This is a genomic window from Pseudomonas sp. FP2254 (assembly GCF_030687695.1).
GTDB lineage: Bacteria > Pseudomonadota > Gammaproteobacteria > Pseudomonadales > Pseudomonadaceae > Aquipseudomonas > Aquipseudomonas quebecensis.
The window spans coordinates 3,483,539-3,503,012 of the sequence record NZ_CP117444.1; the positions used below are offsets into that span (position 1 = coordinate 3,483,539).

Sequence of the window (19,474 nt, forward strand, 5' to 3'; positions counted from 1 at the left end):
GATCCAACAGCATCCAAGGCAGCGCTTCCACGTAGAGCGTGGGAGCGCTCAGCGGAGTGATCATGCTTGAACTTGAAGACCATGTGACTCACCTCACTCTGAACCCTGCCGTGGGCGGCAGCCTCGTCAACTGGTGCGTGCGCGCCACCGGCCAGCCGCTGTTACGGCATAGCGACCAGCAGGCACTGAACACCGGGCTGCCCGGCAAGCTTGGCTGCTACCCGCTGGTGCCGTGGTCCAACCGCATCGCCGAAGGCGGTTTTGAGAACCCCGACGGCTGGCTGGCCCTGACGCCCAACAGCCTTACCGACCCCTTTGCGATTCATGGTTCGGCCTGGCAGCAGGCGTGGCAAGTGGTCAGCCAAACGACGACTGAGGCAGTGTTGGAGGTGTTGTGCCAAACGCCCTTCGCCTATCGCGCCGAGCAACGGTTTCGCTTGAATAACGGCGAACTGAGCATTCAATTGTGCGTGACCCATCTGGCCGAAAAGGCGGCGTGGCATGGGTTGGGGTTGCACCCCTACTTTCCGCGCCGGGCCGGCACGCAATTGCAGGCCAGGGCGGCGCAGGTATGGCTGAGCGACGCGAGCAAGTTACCGACAGCGTTGGCGACGATTCCGGATGCCTGGGATTTCCACATATTGAAAAACCTGCCGGATGGCCTCGTGGACAATGGCTTCTGCCAGTGGGATGGGGCCTGCCGGATCGAACAGCCGGAGCTGGGCTATGCCCTGGAGTGCCGGGCCATCGGCGCCGATTACTTCCTGCTGTACTGCCCGCCGGGGCTCGGCTTCTTTTGCATCGAACCGGTAAGCCATCCGGTCAATGCCCATCACCTGCCGGGCAGGCCGGGGCTGAAGCTGCTGGAACAGGGCCAATCAACCCACCTCGATTTCACCCTGAAATACCTCCCGCATTGACCGCAATCCTTCAGGGCGGGCTGTTTTTCAGGCGGCCGGCGGTGTCGATACTCACCACCACCGACAACCCCGGCCGCAACCGTTCGCTCTCGGCCTGATCCGGGTCGACGGTAATCCGCACCGGCACGCGCTGGGCAATCTTCACAAAATTGCCGGTGGCATTGTCGGCCTGCAACAGGCTGAACTCGGAACCGGTGGCTGGGGAAATATGCTGCACCGTGCCGTGAAACCTGCGGTGGTTCAGCGCATCCACGGTAAAGGTCACCGGCTGGCCGACCTGCACATTGTCCATCTGGGTTTCTTTCATATTGGCGATCACCCACAACTGCTTCGGCACCAGCGCCATCAACTGCGCGCCGGAGTTGACGTAGGCGCCCAGGCGCACGCCGATCTGCCCTAATTGGCCGTCACGCGGTGCGGTAATGCGGGTATTGGACAGGTCGATCCGCGCCAGCTCCACCGCCGCCTCGGCACTGGCCACCGCGGCCTCAAGGGAGCCGCGGTTGACGATCACCGTTTGCAGATCCTGCCGGGCGATTTCCAGGCTGGCCTGGGCCTGGGCCACTGCCGCCTGGGTCTGGGCATTTGCTGCGCGGGTGACGTCCAGCTCGCGCTTGGACACCGAGCCATCGCTGATCAGCTCCTGGTTACGCCGCAGGTCGGCGGTGCTTTTGCGCGCCTGGGCCTGGCTGTCCGCCAAGGCTGCCTGACGCAGTTTGATCGTGGCTTCGGCGCTGTTGCGCTGCTGCACTACATTGGCCAGCGCGGCCTTCTGCACCGCCAGTTGCGCCAGCGCCTGATCGAGGCGCTGCTTATAAATGCGGTCGTCCAGGCGCACCAGCAGATCGCCGGCCTTGACGTACTGAAAGTCCTGCACCGGCACCTCGAACACATAGCCGCTGAGCTGCGGGCCAATGATCGTGACCTGGCCGCGTACCAGGGCATTTTCAGTGGTTTCCACCGCGCTGCTGAACGGCGGCAATTGCCAGGCGTACAGCACAATCAACACACCGACGATGGCAATCGCGGCAAAGCCCAGGGATGACAGGATGCGCACCCGCAGCGAGCGCGGTTCATTCACGGTCGCACCCGAGGGGGTGGTGCCTTCGGGGGTGGAGGCGATGGCGTTGGTGGTAGTCGTTGTTTCAGTCATGAAGTAACGCCGCTGGATTGAACGGGAGGGGTTGCTGCCTTGGTTGTACTCATCAGCCACAGGCTGCGGATGAAGATCCACAACATGGTCAGGATGGCGATGATCGCGATCAGCATGAACACATCGTTGTAGGCCATCACATTCGCCTCACGGGTGGCCGCCGTTGCCAGGCTGCGAATGCCCATGAGGTTGCGCAGTTCCGGGTCGGCGACCAGCCCGCCATAGGCCGAACCGCCGCTCTGCACGCGCGCTGCCACACGAGGGTCGAGCAGGGTCAGGTGCTCGACGATCATGCTGGAGTGATACTTCTCGCGCACCACCTGGAAAGTGCCAAGCAACGCCGCGCCAATCAGGCCGCCGAGGTTTTGGCAGATGCCGAACATTACCGAAAAACTCACCAGGTTGCGCGGGTTGGTCAGCACGTTCCTGGTCCCCAGCACCATGGTCGGCCCCAGAAAGAACGTACCGCCAAAGCCGAGCAGGAACTGGCTGACATACAGGTTCTGCGGCCGGGTCAGGTTGTTGGAAAAGCTGTCCATCACCGACCCCGTAGCCATCAGCGCCAGGGAGATGATCAGCGGCATCAACAGATGCGCCGGATTGATCGTCAACGAACTGACCACCAGCCCGCTGATCGCCCCGGCCAGCATCACCACATACAGGGTGTGCATCTGCTCGTAGCTCATATTGAGCACCTGCATAAAACCCACCGCGCCGGTGGACTGCTCGGACAACACCATGCGAATCAACACCACCGCCAGCGCCAGGCGGATCATCACACCGCTGCCCAGCCAGCGCGTCATCAGCAGCGGGTTGGCGCGATTATGTTCGATGGCCAGGCCGGCCATGATCAGCACGAGCGAGCAAGCCGAGGCGATGCCGATCCACGGCGCTTCCAGCCACCAGTCGATACGCCCCAGGGACAGCACCGCACACAGCAGCGCTACGCCGCTGGCGAGGATCGCAAAGGTGAGGAAATCGAGTTTTTCAAAGGTCTTGAAACGGTCACCGGGTGGCAGTTTGAGCAGAAACACGCAACCCAGGCAGATCAGCGCCAGGCCCAATTCGAACAGATACAAGCCGCGCCATTCAGCGATCTGCAGCAAATCCTCGGAGAACAATCGCGCCAGCGGCAGCGCCAATTGCGCGGTGCCCAACCCCAGCACCAGGGCTTTCATGCGCCACTTGGCCGGGAACGCCTGGATCATGTAGTACAACCCCAACGAACTCAGCGCCGCGCCGACCATGCCATGGGCCGCCCGCACGGCGATGGCCGAGTTAAGGTCGTTGACGAACAGATGGCCGAAGGTCACCAGCGCGTACAGCACCAGAAATACTTCGGTAAAGGCACGCAGACCGAACTGCTGGCGAAACTTCACCAGCAGCAGGTTCATGCACACGTTGGTCATTACATAGGCGGCAGGCAGCCAGGCCATTTCCGCGGTGGTCGCACCGAGTGCGCCTTGCAGGTATTGCAGGTTGGCGATCACCAACGAATTGCCCAGCCCACCGGTGATCGCCACCAGCACGCCGACCATCGCGAACAGCCAGCGCTTATAGGTGGGGTGCAATGGCGTCGACGGCGAACCGGGCAGGCTCGGGCGTTCGTGGGGTTGCCAGGTGCGGGGGGTGTATTTGTCCATTCAATGACCTAGATGACCGACGGGGGCGTCGGTAATACCTCTACTCAGAGAACAGTAAACCTGAGCGGAGTTCATCTTGCCATCTTGGGGTGGAATGGATGCCTGAAGTGGGTAGGGTCAGAAAGTGGGAGGGGCAAGCCCCCTCCCCCATTTGATCTCAGGTGCAGCCAGAGGCAAACGTCAAATCAAATCCAACCGAGCCAACTCCAGTAAGTCGCCGCCAGCACCCACATCAACCCATACCCGATCAACGTCACCAGAATCCCCACCTTGGCAAACTGTCGCGCGGTAAACGTTCCGGTGCCCAGGCACACCATGTTCTGCGGCGCGTTGATCGGCAGGATAAACCCGTAGCTCATCACAAACCCAAGCAACAGGGTCATGCCCAAGCGGTTGAATTCGCCGGGCAGGGTCTGCAGCACCGCAATCAGGATCGGCAACAGCGCCGAGGTCAACGCCGTGGCGCTGGCAAACCCCAGGTGAATCAGGATCAGGAACGCACCCAGTATCGCGAACACCCCCAGCGGCCCGACCTGATCCAATCCTGTGTGGGCCACCACCGCAGCCCCCAGCCACTGCCCGGCCTGGGTGGTCAGCAGCGCCGTACCCAGGCTGATACCCACGCCGAACACGATCACCGTACCCCACGGAATGCGCGACTGCACATCTTTCCAGGTCATCACGCCGATGCCCGGCAGCAGCAGGAACACCAACCCGGCGTAGGTGGTCGAGGTGGTGTCGAAAGGATGCAGGCGCCCTTCCGTGGCCCATGCCAACAGCAGCAGCACCGACACCGCCAGCAAGCGTTTCTGTGGGCCGGTCGTGGGGCCGATGTCCACCAGGGACTGGGCCACCGCTTCCTTGCCGCCGGGGATGCTGTCGGTTTCCGGCGGCAGCAGCTTGAGCACCAGCAACAGCAACACTGCCGACATGATCAGCGCCCACGGCGCGCCGGCGATCAGCCAGTCGAGCCACGACACGCGCTGGCCGAGCATCTTGTCCATAAAGCCGACGGTGAGCAGGTTCTGTGCTGCGGCGGTCTGGATGCCGACGTTCCAGATGCTGGTGCCCTGGGCCACCACAATCATGATCCCGGCGGCGATATTCGAGCGCTTGTCCACGCCGAAGGCGGCGATCACGCCCATCATGATCGGCACCACACAGGCACTGCGCGCCGTGGCGCTGGGCACCACCAGGCTGAGCAGGATCGTCACCGCAATCGCCCCCAGCAGGATGCGCCGGGTGCTGGTACCGATGCGGCTCAACGTCACCAGGGCGATGCGCCGGTCCAGGCCGGTGTGGGTCATGGCCGCCGCGATGAACAAGGCCCCCGCCACCAGCGCCAGCGCCGGGTTGGCGAAGCCGGTGAGCGCCATGCCGATGGCCGGGCTGGAGCCAATCAGGTGCGCGGGGTCCTGCAGCGAGGGTGCCGTGCCGAGCAGAAATGCCATGAGCGAAGTGATCATGATCGCGCTGGCTTCATAGGACACCGCCTCGGTGATCCACACCACCACGGCAAACGCAAGGATCGCCAACATACGCTGGCCGGCCACCGGCAGGTCGGCGGGCAGCGGCAACAGCAGCACGCCGGCCAGCGCCAGCACGGCGACCACCAGGCCCATGGGCAGTTTGAAAGGTGCGGCGTTCATGGCGTACTCCAGGCCTCCGGGTCAGGCCTTAAGCTTGCCGCAACGCCGGCTGCGACGTGTTGACAGGTATCAAGCTTCTAAGCCAGCAACTGGCTGAGCACGGCACGCAGCTTCCCAGGCTTGACCGGTTTGTTCAGCAGCGGCGCATCCAGCCTGCGCAGCGCGCGGCGGCATTGGTCGGTGCGGTCGGCGGTGATGATCACGGCGGGGATCTTGTGACCGAAATGCTCGCGCAGTTGCTTGACCACCAGGCAGCCCACCACCCCGTGGTCGAGGTGATAGTCGGCCAGGATCAACTCCGGCGCCCTGCCCTGCAGCGCCAGCACTGCGCCGGCCTGGTCGGTGGCGGTGACCACGTCGCAGCCCCATTGGCCCAGCAGCGCGCGCATGCTGTCGAGGATACTGATCTCGTTGTCGATCACCAGCAAACGCCGCCCCGGCAGCGGGTTGCCGGTGCTGGGCAGGGTCGGCAACTGGCTGATCGCGGGCGGCATCTCTGCGCTGATGGGCACCTCGATGCTGAACATCGAGCCGCGCCCCGGCCATGAACGCACGGCCACCGGGTAGCCGAGGATCTCGGCGATGCGCTCGACAATCGCCAGCCCCAGGCCCACGCCCTTGCGCTCCGACGCGCGGCCGACGTCGAGCTGGTTGAACTCCAGGAAGATCGCCTCCAGCCGGTCGGCGGCGATCCCGCGCCCGGTGTCCCACACTTCCAGGCGCAGGCAATCGCCACGGCGGCGGGCGCCGAGCAGAATGCAACCTTCATCGGTGTAGCGGCAGGCGTTGCTGAGGAAGTTACGCAGGATCCGCGTCAGCAGGCGCAGGTCGGTATGAATCGCATAACCGCCGGTGCGCGCACGCAGGTTCAGCCCCGCCGCCTGGGCCACCGACTGGAACTCCGAGACCAAAGGCGCAAACAGTTCCTCCAGGCGATACACCGCCACGTCCGGCTTGACCGCCGCCTGGTCGAGTCGCGAGATATCGAGCAGATCCGTGAGTAAGTCCTCGGCGCCTTCCAAGGCCTGATGGGTGCGCTCCACCAGTACCTGCTCGACACTGGGCAATGCCCGCTCGCGCAGGGTGGCGATCAGCAGGCGCGCGGCGTTCAGCGGTTGCAGCAGGTCGTGGCTGGCGGCGGCGAGGTATTTGTCCTTGCTGCGGTTGGCGGCCTCGGCGGCGTCGCGGGCGTCGCGCAGTTGCCGTTCCACCTGTTCACGCTGGGCGATCTGCTGTTGCAGATTGCGGTTGGCCTCCAGCAACTCATCGGTACGCGCCGCCACCCGCTGTTCCAGTTCATCGTTGAGACGGATATAGCGCCGCCGCTCGGCTTCCAGTTCGTCCAGGCGCGCTGTCAGTTCGGGGTAATGGCTCTTGCGCGCCGACTGGTCGCCCAGCCCGAGCAACCCGGCGAGAGCGCGCTGCTGGTCGTCAGAGAGCTTCGCCATACACAACCTCAACGTCACGCTGGCTCGACTCGCGCGGGTTGGTGAGGATGCACGGGTCGTGCATCGCATGCTGGGACAGGAATGGAATATCCGCCACCCGCACACCGTGCAGGCCGAGGGTTTCGTGAAAGCCGATGGCGTGCTTGAGCGCAATCAGGTGTTCCACCAGCCGCCCACAGATCTGCCGATGGTTCAGGCCTCGGCAGTCGATGCCGAAGGTCTCGGCAATCACCTTGAAGCGCTCCGGCGCCGAGTTGTAGTTGAACGCCACCACATGCTCGACCAGCACCGCGTTGCACAGGCCATGGGGCAGGTCGAGAAAGCCGCCGAGGCTGTGGGACATGGCATGCACCGCGCCAAGGATCGCATTGGAAAACGCCAGCCCGGCCTGCATGCTGCCGAGCATGATCTTCTCGCGCAGGGCAATGTCCGTGGGGTTGGCGATCATCTGCACCAGGTTGCCGTTGATCAATCGCATGGCCTCCAACGCATGGGGGTCGGTGAGCGGGCCATGGCCGGTGGACACAAACGCCTCGATGGCATGCACCAATGCGTCGATGCCGGTGCAGGCGGACAGGAACGGGTCCATGCTGGCGGTGGTTTCCGGGTCGATCAGCGACACATCCGGCACCACCGCCTTGCTGACGATGGAGAACTTCATGCGTTCCTGCTGGTTGGAAATAATCACGAACTGCGACACATCCGCCGAGGTACCGGCGGTGGTCGGGATCAGGATCAGCGGCGGGCTGGGCACGCGGATGGTGTCCACGCCTTCGAAGTCCAGAATGCTGCGCCCATGGGCCACCACAATGCCGATGGCCTTGCCGCAGTCCATGGGGCTGCCACCGCCGATGGCGACGATCACATCGCAATGGTTTTCCCGGTACACCTCGGCGCCGAGCATCACCTCCTCCACGCGCGGATTGGGCGACACCGCGCTGTACAGGCAGTAGTCGATGCCGATGGCCTGCAGGCTGGCTTCCACGTCGGCGACCCAGCCGGCGGCGATCACACCGGGGTCGCTGACCACCAGTACTTTGCGCGCACCGAAGGTTTTGGCGTAGTTGCCGACGTTATGCCGGCAACCGGCACCGAAGATGATTTCAGGCGAGACGAATTTACGCAGGAGGCTCAGGTTGGGGCTCATTGGAAAGCCTGTTCTTATTATTTTTAGAAGATGCGCTCCACACTAACCGATCCGCAGGCGTTTGCAATCAGACCAAAGGGTCATTCCCAATAGCGCACCGGCCAGCACTGGGCTGGCCGGGTTTGAATCAACGGCTGGCGAAGTACATGGTCACTTCAAAGCCGATACGCAGGTCGGTGAAGGCGGGTTTGGTCCACATGGGAGAGTCCTCTTGTTGTGCCGGAAGATTCCGGTAAACGCATTAGTGCATGGGGGGATGGGGGTGCGAATGCTACTTTCGAAGTAAATACCGCAGTGCATTGGTCGCGAATGTACAGGGAGCAAAACTATGGTATGGCGCTTGCCCCAATGCCGGTCAGTTAAGAGACGGAACGGGCAACCAGTACCCTGTGGCGAGCGGGCTTGCCCCGCGTTGGGCTGCGAAGCAGCCCCAAAACATAGTCCCGGAGCTGCCTGGCATACTGCGACGCTCCTATTGGGGGCTGCTGCGCAGCCCAACGCGGGGCAAGCCCGCTCACCACAGTTCCAGTGTTCCTCCTTAACTGACTGGCATCGGGGCTTGCCCCCGATGGCGGTGTGTCAGTCACAACTGTTTAAGCTGACACTCCCTCATCGGGGGCAAGCCCCCCTCCCACACTGGGTCGCATTGCAATTAGAAAATCAGAAGAACCCCAACGGATTGATGTCGTAGCTCACCAGCAGGTTCTTGGTCTGCTGGTAGTGGTCCAGCATCATCTTGTGGTTCTCACGCCCCACGCCCGACTTCTTGTAGCCGCCGAACGCCGCATGCGCCGGGTACAGGTGATAGCAGTTGGTCCACACCCGACCGGCCTTGATCGCCCGGCCCATGCGGTACGCACGGTTGATGTCGCGGGTCCACAGCCCGGCGCCCAGGCCGAATTCGCTGTCGTTGGCGATGGCCAAGGCTTCGGCTTCGTCCTTGAACGTGGTGATGCCCACCACCGGGCCGAAGATTTCCTCCTGGAACACGCGCATCTTGTTATGGCCCTTGAGCAGGGTCGGCTGGATGTAGTAACCGCTGGACAGGTCGCCCTCCAGGTGCTCGGCCGCGCCGCCGGTGAGCAGCTCGGCGCCCTCCTCCTGGGCAATCTTGAGGTAGGACAGGATCTTGTCGTATTGCTGCTCGGACGCCTGGGCGCCGACCATGGTGTCGGTGTCCAGTGGATTGCCACGCTTGATCTTGACGATCTTCTTCATCACCTCGGCCATGAACGGCTCGTAGATCGACTCCTGCACCAGCGCCCGCGACGGGCAGGTGCACACTTCGCCCTGGTTGAAAAACGCCAGCACCAGGCCCTCGGCGGCTTTTTCGATGAACTGGGGTTCGGCACGCATGATGTCTTCAAAGAAGATATTCGGCGACTTGCCACCCAGCTCTACGGTGGACGGGATGATGTTCTCGGCGGCCGCATGCATGATGTGCGCGCCAATCGGCGTGGAGCCGGTAAAGGCGATCTTGGCGATGCGCTTGCTGGTGGCCAGCGCCTCCCCGGCTTCGCGGCCAAAGCCCTGGACGATGTTCAGCACGCCCGGTGGCAGCAGGTCATTGATCAACTCGGCAAACACCATGATCGACAGCGGCGTCTGCTCGGCCGGCTTGAGCACGATGCAGTTGCCGGCGGCCAGGGCCGGAGCGAGTTTCCACGCGGCCATCAGCAGCGGGAAGTTCCACGGAATGATCTGGCCGACCACGCCCAGTGGTTCGTGGAAGTGGTAAGCGGCGGTGTGTTCGTTGATCTCGGCGGCGCCGCCTTCCTGGGCGCGGATGCAGCCGGCGAAATAGCGGAAATGGTCGGCGGCCAGCGGCACATCGGCGTTGAGGGTTTCGCGCACGGCCTTGCCGTTGTCCCAGGTTTCAGCCACGGCCAGCACTTCGAGGTTGTGCTCGATACGGTCGGCGATTTTCAGCAGCACCAGGGCGCGGTCCTGGGCCGAGGTCTTGCCCCAGGCATCGGCGGCGGCATGGGCGGCGTCCAGGGCCTTGTCGATATCGGCGGCGCTGGAGCGCGGGAATTCGGCGATCACTTCACCGGTGACGGGCGACGTGTTGGTGAAGTACTCGCCGTTGAGCGGTGCGACGAACTCGCCGCCGATGTAATTACCATAGCGCTGCTTGAAGCTGACGATGGCGCCAGGGGTGCCAGGTTGTGCGTAGATCATGTTGAAGCCTCTGTCTGGGTCCGGGCCTGTCGATCAACAGGCGATCACCCGATAGTAAGGTGCCCCCACGGCCGGGCGAATGCGCCGTTGGCAGGGGGGCGTTGCTCATTTGGTCGTAGACCTAGTGCTTGGCCACCAGGTCTTTGGGCAACTTGAAGGTCCAGAGCATGCCGCCCTGGTTGAAGTCCTTGATGCGCTTGGCCACTTCACCGCCCCACAGCGGCACCGCGCCGCCCCACCCGGAGACCACCGAGACATACTGCTCGCCGTCCATGTCCCAGGTAATCGGCGAGCCGAGCACGCCGGAGCCGGTCTGGAATTCCCAGACTTTCTCGCCGGTCTTGGCGTTGAAGGCCTGCAGGAAACCTTCCGGCGTGCCGGTGAACACCAGGTTGCCCTTGGTCGTGAGCACGCCCCCCCACAGCGGCGCGAAGTTTTTATGCCGCCAGACTTCCTTGCCGCTCACCGGATCAATGGCGCGCAGCACGCCGATGTAGTCTTCGTTCAACGGTTTGATGGTGAACCCGGCGCCGAGGAACGCCGCGCCTTTTTTGTAGGCGATGCCTTCGTTCCACATGTCCATGCCCCACTCGTTGGACGGCACATAGAACAGGCCGGTGTCGCGGTTGTAGGCCATCGGCATCCAGTTTTTCGCGCCGAGGAAGGCCGGCGCAACGAACACCGACGTGCCCTTGGCTTCGCTGCCCGGAGCGCCGGGGCGGCTGGCTTCGTTGTAGATCGGCCGGCCGTTCTTATCCAGGCCGGTGGCCCAGGTGATCTTGTCGACAAACGGGAAACCGCGGATGAACTTGCCGTTGGTGCGGTCCAGCACATAGAAGAAACCGTTGCGGTCCGCCGTGGCCGCTGCTTTGATTTCTTTGCCGCCTTCGGTGTAGTTGAAGGAGATCAGCTCGTTGACGCCGTCATAGTCCCAGCCGTCGTGGGGCGTGCTTTGGAAGTGCCATTTGATGCTGCCGTCGTCCGGGTTCAGCGCCAGGCGCGACGAGGAATAGAGGTTGTCGCCAGGGCGCAGGTGCGAGTTCCATGGCGCCGGGTTACCGGTGCCGAACAACAGCAGGTTGGTTTCCGGGTCGTAGTAGCCGCCCAGCCACGGCGCCGCGCCGCCGGTCTTCCACAGATCGCCCGGCCAGGTCTTGCCCGCTTCGCCGCCGGAGATACCGTTTTCCACGGCCTTGCCGTCCTTGTACACATAGCCCATGTGGCCTTCGACAGTCGGCCGGGTCCACAGCAGGTCACCGTTTTTCGGATCGTAGGCTTCGATCTTGCCCACCACGCCGAATTCGCCGCCGGCCACGCCGGTGATCAGCTTGCCGTTGACCACCAGCGGCGCGGCGCTGATGGAATAGCCTTCCTTGTGGTCGGCCACGCGTTTGCTCCACACCACCTTGCCGGTGTCTTTGTTCAAGGCCACCAGTTTGGCGTCCAGGGTGCCGAAGAACACCAGGTCGCCGTACAGCGCCACCCCTCGGTTGATCACGTCGCAGCAGGGGCGGATATCATCCGGCAGACGCGCATCGTACTGCCAGAGTTTCTTGCCGGTGCGCGCGTCCACCGCGAACACCCGCGAATAGGAGCCGGTGAGGTACATCACCCCGTCCTTGACCATCGGCTGCGCCTGCTGCCCACGCTGTTTCTCGCCGCCAAAGGAGAATGCCCAGACCGGGCGCAGGTCCTTGACGTTGTCCACATTCAGAGTGTCCAACGGACTGTAGCGCTGGCCTTGCACACCCAGACCGTTGGTGACGATCTGCCCGGGGGTTTTCGGGTCCTGGAGAATGTCCTGATCGCTCACGGCGGCCATGGCCTGGCCGGATAACAGGATGGCACCGAGCAACACACTCAAGGCGAAGGGTTGGCGGCGGGCGGGTTGGGTCATGACGGCTACCTCTGCGGTTTTTTGTTATACCCGGGAAATTTTCCCGGTCTGGTGCCGATTCTTGGGCGCAGGGGCAGTTGTCACAATTGACCGCAGTATCGAGATTGCTAGTTCCTTAGTAGCGGGTATCGACCCGTTGCATCTGCGCGCGTTCGTAGCGCGGGTACAGGTGGCTGACGCTGCGGATCAGTTCGTAGCGGCTCAGGCTGATCGCGGCGAAACGCTCAGGGATTGGGCTGCGGATCATCTCGGCCATGGCGCTGCCCTGAGCCGCGCCGTCGCGCAAGAGTTGGTCGAGCCAGGTGAGGTAGTCGCGCATCTGTGCGAAGGGCTGTGCATCGTCGGCCACCGGACCGTGGCCGGGCACGATCAGGCGCCAGGGCAAGGCTTGCAGGGTGTCGAGGTCGGCCAGCCACACCGCCAGCCCTGGGCTGTGCGGCGTGGTGAGGGCGCGCTGGTAGAACACCAGGTCACCGGCAAACAGCACGCCGGTACGCTGGTCGAGAATGGCCAGATCGGCGCCGGTATGCCCGGCCAGCGCAAGCAAACGCAGGTCATGCTGGCCCACGCTCAATACACCGGGTTGCAGCACCTGGGTCGGCAGCACCACCTCGGTGCCGCGCATCCAGTCGCCGACCATGCGGTAGAGGTTCTCGGCCATGCTGTCGCCCTGCTCCTGCAGCAGTCGCGCGGTGTCGGCCAGGGCACCGATGGGCACGTCCTTGAACGCCTGGTTACCCAGGGCGTGGTCGGGGTGATGATGCGTGATCAGCACCTGGATTACCGGCTTGGAGGTGACCTGGGCGATGGCCTGACGCAGGGCTTCGCCGTAGCGCCGCGACGGCCCGGTGTCGATCACCACCACGCCGGCCTCGGTGACGATAAAGGCAGTGTTGACGATATTGCCGCCATTGGCTTTGGCGAAGTTGTCGGTGCTGCCTTCAAGCAGCCAGGTGTCTTCGGCGATCAGCCGGGGCTTGAGGGCGTAGTCCAGGTCCGCCAGGGCCGGCAGGCTCAGGCCCAGGCATAACAGGAAAATCCAGCGCATGCCGCGCTCCTTCTGGTCAGGGGATGGCCGCGTCGAACTCATTGCCGCTGTTGTCGCGTAGCACCAGGCGAGTGGGTCCCGGCGCGTCGATATCGAAGGCCAGGTTGGGGTTCTCACTGACCGCCGGGAACAACTCCAGCTCGGCCAGCACCTGATCGTCCTGACCACGCAGTTGCGCATGATTGATAAAAAATTCGGGGATACCGCTGACCATGCCGTTGTCCATCGGGTGCGCCACCTGCACGCGCACGCGGCTGAATTCGCCACGGGGGTAGCGCCCGCCGAGCACCTCGCCGATGTGCTCTTCCCAACCCGGCTGGGTGCGTACCACGCTGGGCGCGGTGCAGCCGCCACCGGCCGCGTCAATCAGAGTCGAGCCCACATGCCACAGGCCGTCGTCGGTAAGCACTGCGGCGCGCAACGGCGTGGCCTGTTCGACACGAATGCGCAGCGACAACCACGGCAGCACGCCGGCCCTGGGTTGGAAGTCGACGATTTTCGGCAATGGGTTGAGCTCGGCCCAGGCGAGGATTTTCACCACATGACCGCTGAAGGCGCGCGCATCGATTTCCAGCGGCACCTGGCGCGCATCTTCGGCGAATGGCGGCGCCAGCAGCTTGACTCGGTCGTCGAACACGAACGGTGCCTGCGCCACGAACTGCTTGTGATAGAAGTCCCACATCACCGACGGCACCGGGTCGACCTCCACGGCGTGGGCCGCCAGCGGCAGCCAGCAAGCCAGGATGCAGCTCAGTCGCCAGTTCATCGCCTGCTCCTATTGATACATCTCGGGCACTTCGTAGCGCAGGCCGTAATGGGCATAGATGGCGTGCACCACGCCGTCACGGATCAGGCTTTCCAGCGCTTCTTCCACCGCATAGGCCAACTGGCGATTGCTCTCGTGCACCGCCATGCCGATCTCCCAGCGTTGCTTGCCCAGGTTCGGGTAGGCGTTTTCAGCCAGGGCCAATTGCGGGTCATGGGCCTCGTGCACCTGCCAGTCAACTTCGCCGCGCATCGCCATCACGGCGTCGACCTCACCGGCCTTCATCGCCGCAAAGGCCTGGGGCACGTCGGGGTAGTGATGGGTCCTGGCGGCGAGCATGCCGTTGAACACCGAGGTGAGGTAGAACGACGGTACGCTGTCGACCTCGACGCCGATCGGGTGCCGTTCGAACACCGCCACGCTGGCGAAGCTGGCCAGGCGCCGCCGGTCATAAGCCACCTGCCATTGTTCATTCTGGTACGGCCCGAACATCACCACATGGGCATTTTCCAGCTCGCCCTGATCGTTGCGCTTTTGCGCGTAATCGTGATCGTAGGGGGCACGCATCATAAGGTCGGCCAGTTGCTGGTTGTGCAACGGGCTGCCGCGCCAGATGTAGTCGCGCAGGTCGTCGTCGAGCTTCTCCCCGGCCGGCACCCAGATCAACTTGAGCTGCACCCCCAGCGCCTTGGCCAGGGCCTGGGCCAGCTCCACGTCGACCCCGCGCGGGGTTCCACCGTCCTGGAAACTGTAGGGGGCAAAGTCCTGGTACACCGCCACGTTGATTTCGCCGGCGGCGATCATCTGGTCATAGCTGCGCACCTGCGCCTGTGCCGGCTGGCAGCACAGCAGGGCCAGGCCAAGCACATAAGCGAACAGGCGCATGGCTTACTCCTCGACGTGCACGCTGTCCAGGTAGGTGCGCACCGCCCACAAGGCTTCCTGGCTCAAGTAATCGGCCATTTTCGGCATGTACACGCGGCCGTCGCGCACGGCGCCATGGCGCACGCGCTCGACGAACCACTCATCACCGGCTTCGCCCACATCGAGCATGCGCAGGTCGGGGGCGATCCCGCCGGACTTGGCCTCCAGGCCGTGGCAGGCGGCGCAGTTCTGGTTATAGGCCGACGCACCGATTTCCACGGCGCGGTCGTGTTCAGGCGAGGTGCGGTACGGATTGACCGCCGCCCAGCCGTCTTCGTTGACCGCTACGCCGGCGTCCTTGATCGAGGTCAGGCCCTTGGTTTCCACCGCTTGCGGGACCACGTTGCCATGGGCCCAGGCGGAGCCGGCAGCGATCACACCGGTCAGCAGCCCGGCCACGAGCAAGGCGTTGTGTTTTGTTGTCATTATTTTTGCCCTCAGGATTGCACGCAAAACCTCATTGCAGAGGCTATGGCAACCATCTTAGAAACCCCGGCGCATGGGCCGTATGCTGCTTTGGTGGGCGCGCTCTCCTCCCTTGGTAGTAGGGCTTGTGGGGCAGGCCTAAAACAGCGGCGCCTCGGGAAATCTTCCCGGCCACGGCGGGACTTTACAGTGCAGGCTGGCGGGGTCGCGCTCGGCGGTGTCGCCCAGTCAGGCCACCACCGCCGCGGCCGATTGCAATTCGCGCTCCACGTCCACCAAGGCTTGGTGCAGCAGCAGTGCCATACACGCGCCGGTCACCAATGAAGAAGCCGCACACCCACAGGTTGATGCGCCACAGGGCCGACAGCCCAGGCCAGGCGGTGAAGACGCGCATGCTCGTGTCACTCCTGTGAATGAGGCCAGGTGGTCCATGCTAAGACCGTCGCTCGCCGCCGCTACTACCTTGGTACTGCCCCAGCGCTACTTTCTGCATATTTGCAGCAACCCTAAGGCTTCCTATGCTGGCGCTACCTGTCATGGAGTGCCTTATGCGCCAGCTCGCCCCTTATGCCGTGATCTGCCTGCTGACAATGGCCTGGGCTAGCCACGGCCAGGCCGCTGAAGCGCCCTTGCAGGTGCAGATCGGCTACCTGGGCTATCGACCCGACCCAGGGCCGCTGCTGTCGAATGTGATTCCCGAACCCGCCGATGCCGGGCAGCGCGGCGCCGAGCTGGCGATCATCGACAGCAACAGCACCGGCGCGTTTCTCAACCAGCGCTACAGCTTGACCAGCGCCAGCGTGGACAGCCCCGAAGCGCTGCTCACTGCGGCCCAAGCCCAGCACGCTCAGGGCCTGCGCCTGTTCGTGGTGAATGCCCCGGCCGCCAGTCTGCGTCAACTCAGTGCCGCCCTGCCCGACAGCCTGCTGTTTAACGCCGGGAGCCCGGACGACCGCCTGCGCAGCACCGACTGTTTGGCCAATGTGCTGCATACCCTGCCCAGCCGCGCGATGCTCGCCGATGCGTTGGCGCAGTTTCTGGTGCTGCGCAAATGGCAGAAGGCGTTGCTGATTGTCGGCCCCACCGAAGACGATCAGGCCTACGCCGCCGCCCTGCGCCGTGCCGCCAAACGCTTCGGCGTGCAGTTGGTCGCGGAAAAAGCCTGGCGTTTCGATAACGACCAACGCCGCAGCGCCCAGGCCGATATGCCGCTGTTTACCCAGACCGCCGACTACGACGTGGTGCTGGTGGCCGACGAACGCGGTGACTTCGGCGAGTATGTCCCCTATCAAACCTGGTACCCGCGCCCCGTCGCCGGCACCCAGGGCCTTACACCCACCGGCTGGCACAAGACCGTGGAAACCTACGGCGCCGCCCAATTGCAAAAGCGCTTCGAAGCCCTGGCCGGACGCTGGATGAACGACCGCGATTTCGCCGCCTGGATGGCCGTGCGCAGCGTTGCCAGCGCGGTCAACAAACTGCGCCAGGTCGACCCTCAGGCGATTCGTCAACTGGAGCTGAGCGAACAGTTGCCCCTGGATGGTTTCAAGGGCCGCAAGCTCAGCTACCGCGCCTGGAACGGCCAACTGCGCCAACCGATTCCCATCGTGCAGCCGCGCGCGCTGGTCAGCACGTCGCCCCAGGACGGTTTCCTGCACCCCACCAATGAAATGGACAGCCTGGGTTATGACCAACCCGAGGTGACCTGCCGTTTTCCCTGATCGCTCACAATAATAAGGAACTCGCCATGCGCCGCACCCTGCTCTCATGCGCCCTGCTGCTTGCCGCCGGGCATGCCATGGCCAGCACCGCCTGGGTCTCCAACGAGAAAGACAACAGCCTGAGCCTGATCGACATGCAGACACTGCAAGTCACCGACACCCTCAAGGTCGGCCAGCGCCCACGGGGCCTGCTGTTGTCCCATGACAATAAGCTGCTGTACATCTGCGCCAGCGACTCGGACCGTGTGCAGGTGATGGACGTGGCCACGCGCAGAATCGTCAAGGAGCTGCCTTCCGGCAAAGACCCCGAGCAGTTTGCCCTGCACCCCAATAACCGCTGGTTGTATGTGTCCAACGAAGACGATGCGCTGGTCACCGTGATCGACACAGAGACCGCCAAGGTGCTCGGCCAGATCAGCGTCGGCGTGGAACCCGAGGGTATGGCCGTGAGCCCGGACGGCAAGTGGGCGGTCAATACCAGCGAAACCACCAACATGCTGCACTGGATCGACACCAGCACCCAGACCCTGGCCGACAGCACCCTGGTGGATCAACGCCCGCGCTTCGTCGAGTTCAACCATGATGGCTCGCAGCTGTGGGCCTCGGCGGAAATCGGCGGCACCGTGACCATTCTCGATGTGACCAGCCGCAAGGTGCTCAAGACCCTGACATTCGCCATCAAGGGCGTGCACCCGGATAAGGTGCAGCCGGTCGGTATCAAACTCAGCGCCGATGGCAAATACGGGTTTGTCGCGCTCGGCCCGGCCAACCATGTGGCGGTAGTCGACGCCAAGACCTTCGAGGTGCTCGATTACCTGCTGGTGGGCCGCCGCGTATGGCAGCTGGCATTCACCCCGGATCAGAAGCAACTGCTGGCCACCAACGGCGTCAGCGGCGATGTGTCGGTGATCGATGTGGACAGCCTGAAGGTGATCAAGTCGGTGAAGGTGGGGCGCTATCCGTGGGGCGTGGTGGTCACACCATGAACGCTCTTGAGGTGCGCGACCTGCACTTTGCCTATGGCGCTCGACAGGCGTTGTGCGAGGTGAGTTTCAGCCTGGCGCCGGGGCGCTTTAGCGCATTGCTGGGGCCCAACGGTGCCGGCAAATCCACCCTGATCGCGCTGTTGACGCGGCTGTATGACCTGCAACGCGGCGAGATCCACGTCGGCGGCCACTCCCTGCGCGACGCACCGCGGGCGGCCCTCACTCGACTGGGGGTGGTGTTCCAGCAAAGCACCCTGGACCTGGACCTGAACGTGGAACAGAACCTGCGCTATCACGCCGCCCTGCATGGCTTGTCACGCCGGCAAACCGACCTGCGCGTCGAGGCCGAGCTGGCGCGCCAGGGGCTCGGCGAACGGCGGCGCGAAAAGGTCCGCGCCCTGAACGGCGGGCACCGGCGCCGCGTGGAAATCGCCCGCGCCCTGCTGCATGAACCGCGCCTGCTGTTGCTGGACGAGGCCAGCGTGGGCCTTGACCCGGCCAGCCGCCTGGGGCTGAACCAGCATGTGCGCCGGCTGTGCCGGGAGCACAATCTGAGCGTGCTGTGGACCACGCACCTGCTCGATGAAGTGCACACCGATGACGCGCTGATGATCCTGCATCAGGGCCGGTTGGTGGCCAGCGGGCAAGTCGACACGCTGGTGCAGGACCACGACGGCGACCTGGGCCGCCTGTTCGCGGGCCTGACCCGCCCCACCGCAACGGGAGCGCCGGCATGAACGCGTATTGGCAGTGCCTGCGTGGCATCGTGCTGCGCGAATGGCTGCGCTTTGTGTTGCAGCGCACACGGTTTCTCAGCGCCCTGGTGCGGCCGCTGTTGTGGCTGGTGGTGTTCGCCGCCGGGTTTCGCGCCGCGTTGGGCATCTCGGTAATCGAGCCCTACGACACCTACATCCCCTATGAGGTGTACATCATTCCGGGGCTGGCCTGCATGATCCTGCTGTTCAACGGCATGCAGGGCTCGCTGGCGATGGTCTACGACCGTGAGATGGGCAGCATGCGCGTGCTGCTGACAAGCCCGCTGCCGCGCACGTTTTTGCTGTGCAGCAAATTGCTGGCCACGGCGTTGATTTCGCTGTTGCAGGTGTACGGGTTCCTGGCCATTGCCTGGGTCTACGGCGTGCAGCCGCCGGCCATGGGTCTGTTGCTCGCCTTGCCCGCGTTGCTGCTGGTGGCGTTGATGCTCAGTGCGTTGGGGCTGTTGCTGTCCAACGCGATTCGTCAGTTGGAGAATTTCGCCGGGGTGATGAATTTCGTGATTTTCCCGCTGTTTTTCCTGTCATCGGCGCTGTACCCGCTGTGGAAGATGCGCGATGCCAGCCAGTGGTTGTACTGGTTGTGCGCGGTCAACCCGTTCACCCACGCGGTGGAGCTGGTGCGCTTTGCCCTGTATGAACGACTGGCCGGCCTGGCCCTGGTGATCTGCCTGGGCCTGACCGGGTTGTTCACCCTGCTGGCGGTGCTGACCTTCAACCCGCAGCACGCGGCCTTGCGCAAACCTGGCTGAGGGCGCAAAAACTACTACTTTGGTACTGGTTTTGCTGTCT

17 protein-coding genes and 1 pseudogene are annotated in these 19,474 nt (G+C 63.7%); 5 read left to right on the forward strand and 13 right to left on the reverse strand.

Features of this window, described 5'->3' with window-relative positions; translation table 11 throughout:
* The first annotated feature begins 62 nt into the window (after positions 1-62).
* Positions 63-920, forward strand: coding sequence for an aldose 1-epimerase (locus PSH94_RS15910; protein WP_253508381.1), 858 nt, complete (start codon positions 63-65; stop codon positions 918-920).
* Between the two features lie 10 nt (positions 921-930).
* Here the strand turns inward: PSH94_RS15910 and PSH94_RS15915 are convergent, their stop codons facing one another.
* From PSH94_RS15915 to PSH94_RS15975, 13 genes and pseudogenes are all read right to left on the reverse strand, one after another.
* A complete protein-coding gene (locus PSH94_RS15915; protein WP_181081730.1) occupies positions 931-2,073 on the reverse strand; it encodes an HlyD family secretion protein in 1,143 nt (380 codons plus the stop codon).
* Positions 2,070-3,716 (reverse strand): MFS transporter, encoded by a 1,647-nt coding sequence (locus PSH94_RS15920; protein ID WP_305435217.1) that lies wholly within the window; start codon positions 3,714-3,716, stop codon positions 2,070-2,072. Before PSH94_RS15920 ends, PSH94_RS15915 begins: the two co-directional genes overlap by 4 nt.
* Before the next feature lie 185 nt (positions 3,717-3,901).
* On the reverse strand, positions 3,902-5,365 hold the full coding sequence (locus PSH94_RS15925) for a DASS family sodium-coupled anion symporter (protein ID WP_181081728.1): 1,464 nt from the start codon (positions 5,363-5,365) through the stop codon (positions 3,902-3,904).
* A 77-nt stretch (positions 5,366-5,442) separates the two neighbouring features.
* Positions 5,443-6,813 (reverse strand): hybrid sensor histidine kinase/response regulator, encoded by a 1,371-nt coding sequence (locus PSH94_RS15930; protein ID WP_305435220.1) that lies wholly within the window; start codon positions 6,811-6,813, stop codon positions 5,443-5,445.
* The gene (gene ercA, locus PSH94_RS15935) at positions 6,797-7,960 is read right to left on the reverse strand and encodes an alcohol dehydrogenase-like regulatory protein ErcA (protein ID WP_034098911.1); all 1,164 of its coding nucleotides are present in this window, start codon (positions 7,958-7,960) and stop codon (positions 6,797-6,799) included. Before ercA ends, PSH94_RS15930 begins: the two co-directional genes overlap by 17 nt.
* Before the next feature lie 127 nt (positions 7,961-8,087).
* Entirely contained in the window at positions 8,088-8,159 is a 72-nt protein-coding gene (gene pqqA, locus PSH94_RS15940) for a pyrroloquinoline quinone precursor peptide PqqA (protein WP_010209364.1), read from the reverse strand.
* 461 nt (positions 8,160-8,620) lie between these two features.
* Positions 8,621-10,141: an aldehyde dehydrogenase family protein gene (locus PSH94_RS15945; protein ID WP_253508393.1), complete on the reverse strand. Its 1,521-nt coding sequence runs from the start codon at positions 10,139-10,141 to the stop codon at positions 8,621-8,623.
* 121 nt (positions 10,142-10,262) lie between these two features.
* Positions 10,263-12,038: a PQQ-dependent methanol/ethanol family dehydrogenase gene (locus tag PSH94_RS15950; RefSeq protein WP_305435222.1), complete on the reverse strand. Its 1,776-nt coding sequence runs from the start codon at positions 12,036-12,038 to the stop codon at positions 10,263-10,265.
* 115 nt (positions 12,039-12,153) lie between these two features.
* Positions 12,154-13,086, reverse strand: a complete 933-nt coding sequence (locus PSH94_RS15955; RefSeq protein WP_181081723.1) for a quinoprotein relay system zinc metallohydrolase 1 — start codon at positions 13,084-13,086, stop codon at positions 12,154-12,156.
* A 16-nt stretch (positions 13,087-13,102) separates the two neighbouring features.
* Positions 13,103-13,852: a quinoprotein dehydrogenase-associated SoxYZ-like carrier gene (locus PSH94_RS15960; RefSeq protein ID WP_305435224.1), complete on the reverse strand. Its 750-nt coding sequence runs from the start codon at positions 13,850-13,852 to the stop codon at positions 13,103-13,105.
* Positions 13,853-13,861: 9 nt separating this feature from the next.
* On the reverse strand, positions 13,862-14,737 hold the full coding sequence (locus PSH94_RS15965; protein ID WP_181081721.1) for an ABC transporter substrate-binding protein: 876 nt from the start codon (positions 14,735-14,737) through the stop codon (positions 13,862-13,864).
* Positions 14,738-14,740: 3 nt separating this feature from the next.
* Positions 14,741-15,202: a cytochrome c-550 PedF gene (gene pedF, locus PSH94_RS15970; protein WP_305435227.1), complete on the reverse strand. Its 462-nt coding sequence runs from the start codon at positions 15,200-15,202 to the stop codon at positions 14,741-14,743.
* Positions 15,203-15,433: 231 nt separating this feature from the next.
* A pseudogene (locus PSH94_RS15975) lies at positions 15,434-15,569 on the reverse strand (sensor histidine kinase); the annotation flags it as partial.
* A 181-nt stretch (positions 15,570-15,750) separates the two neighbouring features.
* On the opposite strand from PSH94_RS15975, the gene PSH94_RS15980 reads away from it, so the two are divergent.
* Genes PSH94_RS15980 through PSH94_RS15995 form a run of 4 tightly spaced genes read left to right on the forward strand, consistent with a single transcriptional unit; the run spans position 15,751 to position 19,434 of the window.
* A complete protein-coding gene (locus tag PSH94_RS15980; RefSeq protein WP_253508401.1) occupies positions 15,751-16,923 on the forward strand; it encodes an ABC transporter substrate-binding protein in 1,173 nt (390 codons plus the stop codon).
* A gap of 26 nt (positions 16,924-16,949) precedes the next feature.
* Entirely contained in the window at positions 16,950-17,909 is a 960-nt protein-coding gene (locus tag PSH94_RS15985) for a YVTN family beta-propeller repeat protein (RefSeq protein ID WP_305435229.1), read from the forward strand.
* Complete coding sequence (locus tag PSH94_RS15990) at positions 17,906-18,646, forward strand: ABC transporter ATP-binding protein (protein WP_305435230.1); 741 nt, start codon at positions 17,906-17,908, stop codon at positions 18,644-18,646. Before PSH94_RS15985 ends, PSH94_RS15990 begins: the two co-directional genes overlap by 4 nt.
* Positions 18,643-19,434, forward strand: coding sequence for an ABC transporter permease (locus PSH94_RS15995; RefSeq protein WP_181081716.1), 792 nt, complete (start codon positions 18,643-18,645; stop codon positions 19,432-19,434). The genes PSH94_RS15990 and PSH94_RS15995 overlap by 4 nt, the downstream gene beginning before the upstream one ends.
* Positions 19,435-19,474 lie beyond the last annotated feature (40 nt).

Coding starts and splice junctions, on each gene's coding strand:
- PSH94_RS15955 (WP_181081723.1), bottom strand. CDS start 13,086: ATGCGCTGGATTTTCCTGTTATGCCTGGGCCTGAGCCTGCCGGCCCTG.
- PSH94_RS15980 (WP_253508401.1), top strand. CDS start 15,751: ATGCGCCAGCTCGCCCCTTATGCCGTGATCTGCCTGCTGACAATGGCC.
- PSH94_RS15945 (WP_253508393.1), bottom strand. CDS start 10,141: ATGATCTACGCACAACCTGGCACCCCTGGCGCCATCGTCAGCTTCAAG.
- PSH94_RS15985 (WP_305435229.1), top strand. CDS start 16,950: ATGCGCCGCACCCTGCTCTCATGCGCCCTGCTGCTTGCCGCCGGGCAT.
- PSH94_RS15925 (WP_181081728.1), bottom strand. CDS start 5,365: ATGAACGCCGCACCTTTCAAACTGCCCATGGGCCTGGTGGTCGCCGTG.
- pedF (WP_305435227.1), bottom strand. CDS start 15,202: ATGACAACAAAACACAACGCCTTGCTCGTGGCCGGGCTGCTGACCGGT.
- PSH94_RS15910 (WP_253508381.1), top strand. CDS start 63: ATGCTTGAACTTGAAGACCATGTGACTCACCTCACTCTGAACCCTGCC.
- PSH94_RS15950 (WP_305435222.1), bottom strand. CDS start 12,038: ATGACCCAACCCGCCCGCCGCCAACCCTTCGCCTTGAGTGTGTTGCTC.
- PSH94_RS15965 (WP_181081721.1), bottom strand. CDS start 14,737: ATGCGCCTGTTCGCTTATGTGCTTGGCCTGGCCCTGCTGTGCTGCCAG.
- PSH94_RS15990 (WP_305435230.1), top strand. CDS start 17,906: ATGAACGCTCTTGAGGTGCGCGACCTGCACTTTGCCTATGGCGCTCGA.
- PSH94_RS15960 (WP_305435224.1), bottom strand. CDS start 13,852: ATGAACTGGCGACTGAGCTGCATCCTGGCTTGCTGGCTGCCGCTGGCG.
- PSH94_RS15915 (WP_181081730.1), bottom strand. CDS start 2,073: ATGACTGAAACAACGACTACCACCAACGCCATCGCCTCCACCCCCGAA.
- ercA (WP_034098911.1), bottom strand. CDS start 7,960: ATGAGCCCCAACCTGAGCCTCCTGCGTAAATTCGTCTCGCCTGAAATC.
- PSH94_RS15995 (WP_181081716.1), top strand. CDS start 18,643: ATGAACGCGTATTGGCAGTGCCTGCGTGGCATCGTGCTGCGCGAATGG.
- PSH94_RS15920 (WP_305435217.1), bottom strand. CDS start 3,716: ATGGACAAATACACCCCCCGCACCTGGCAACCCCACGAACGCCCGAGC.
- PSH94_RS15930 (WP_305435220.1), bottom strand. CDS start 6,813: ATGGCGAAGCTCTCTGACGACCAGCAGCGCGCTCTCGCCGGGTTGCTC.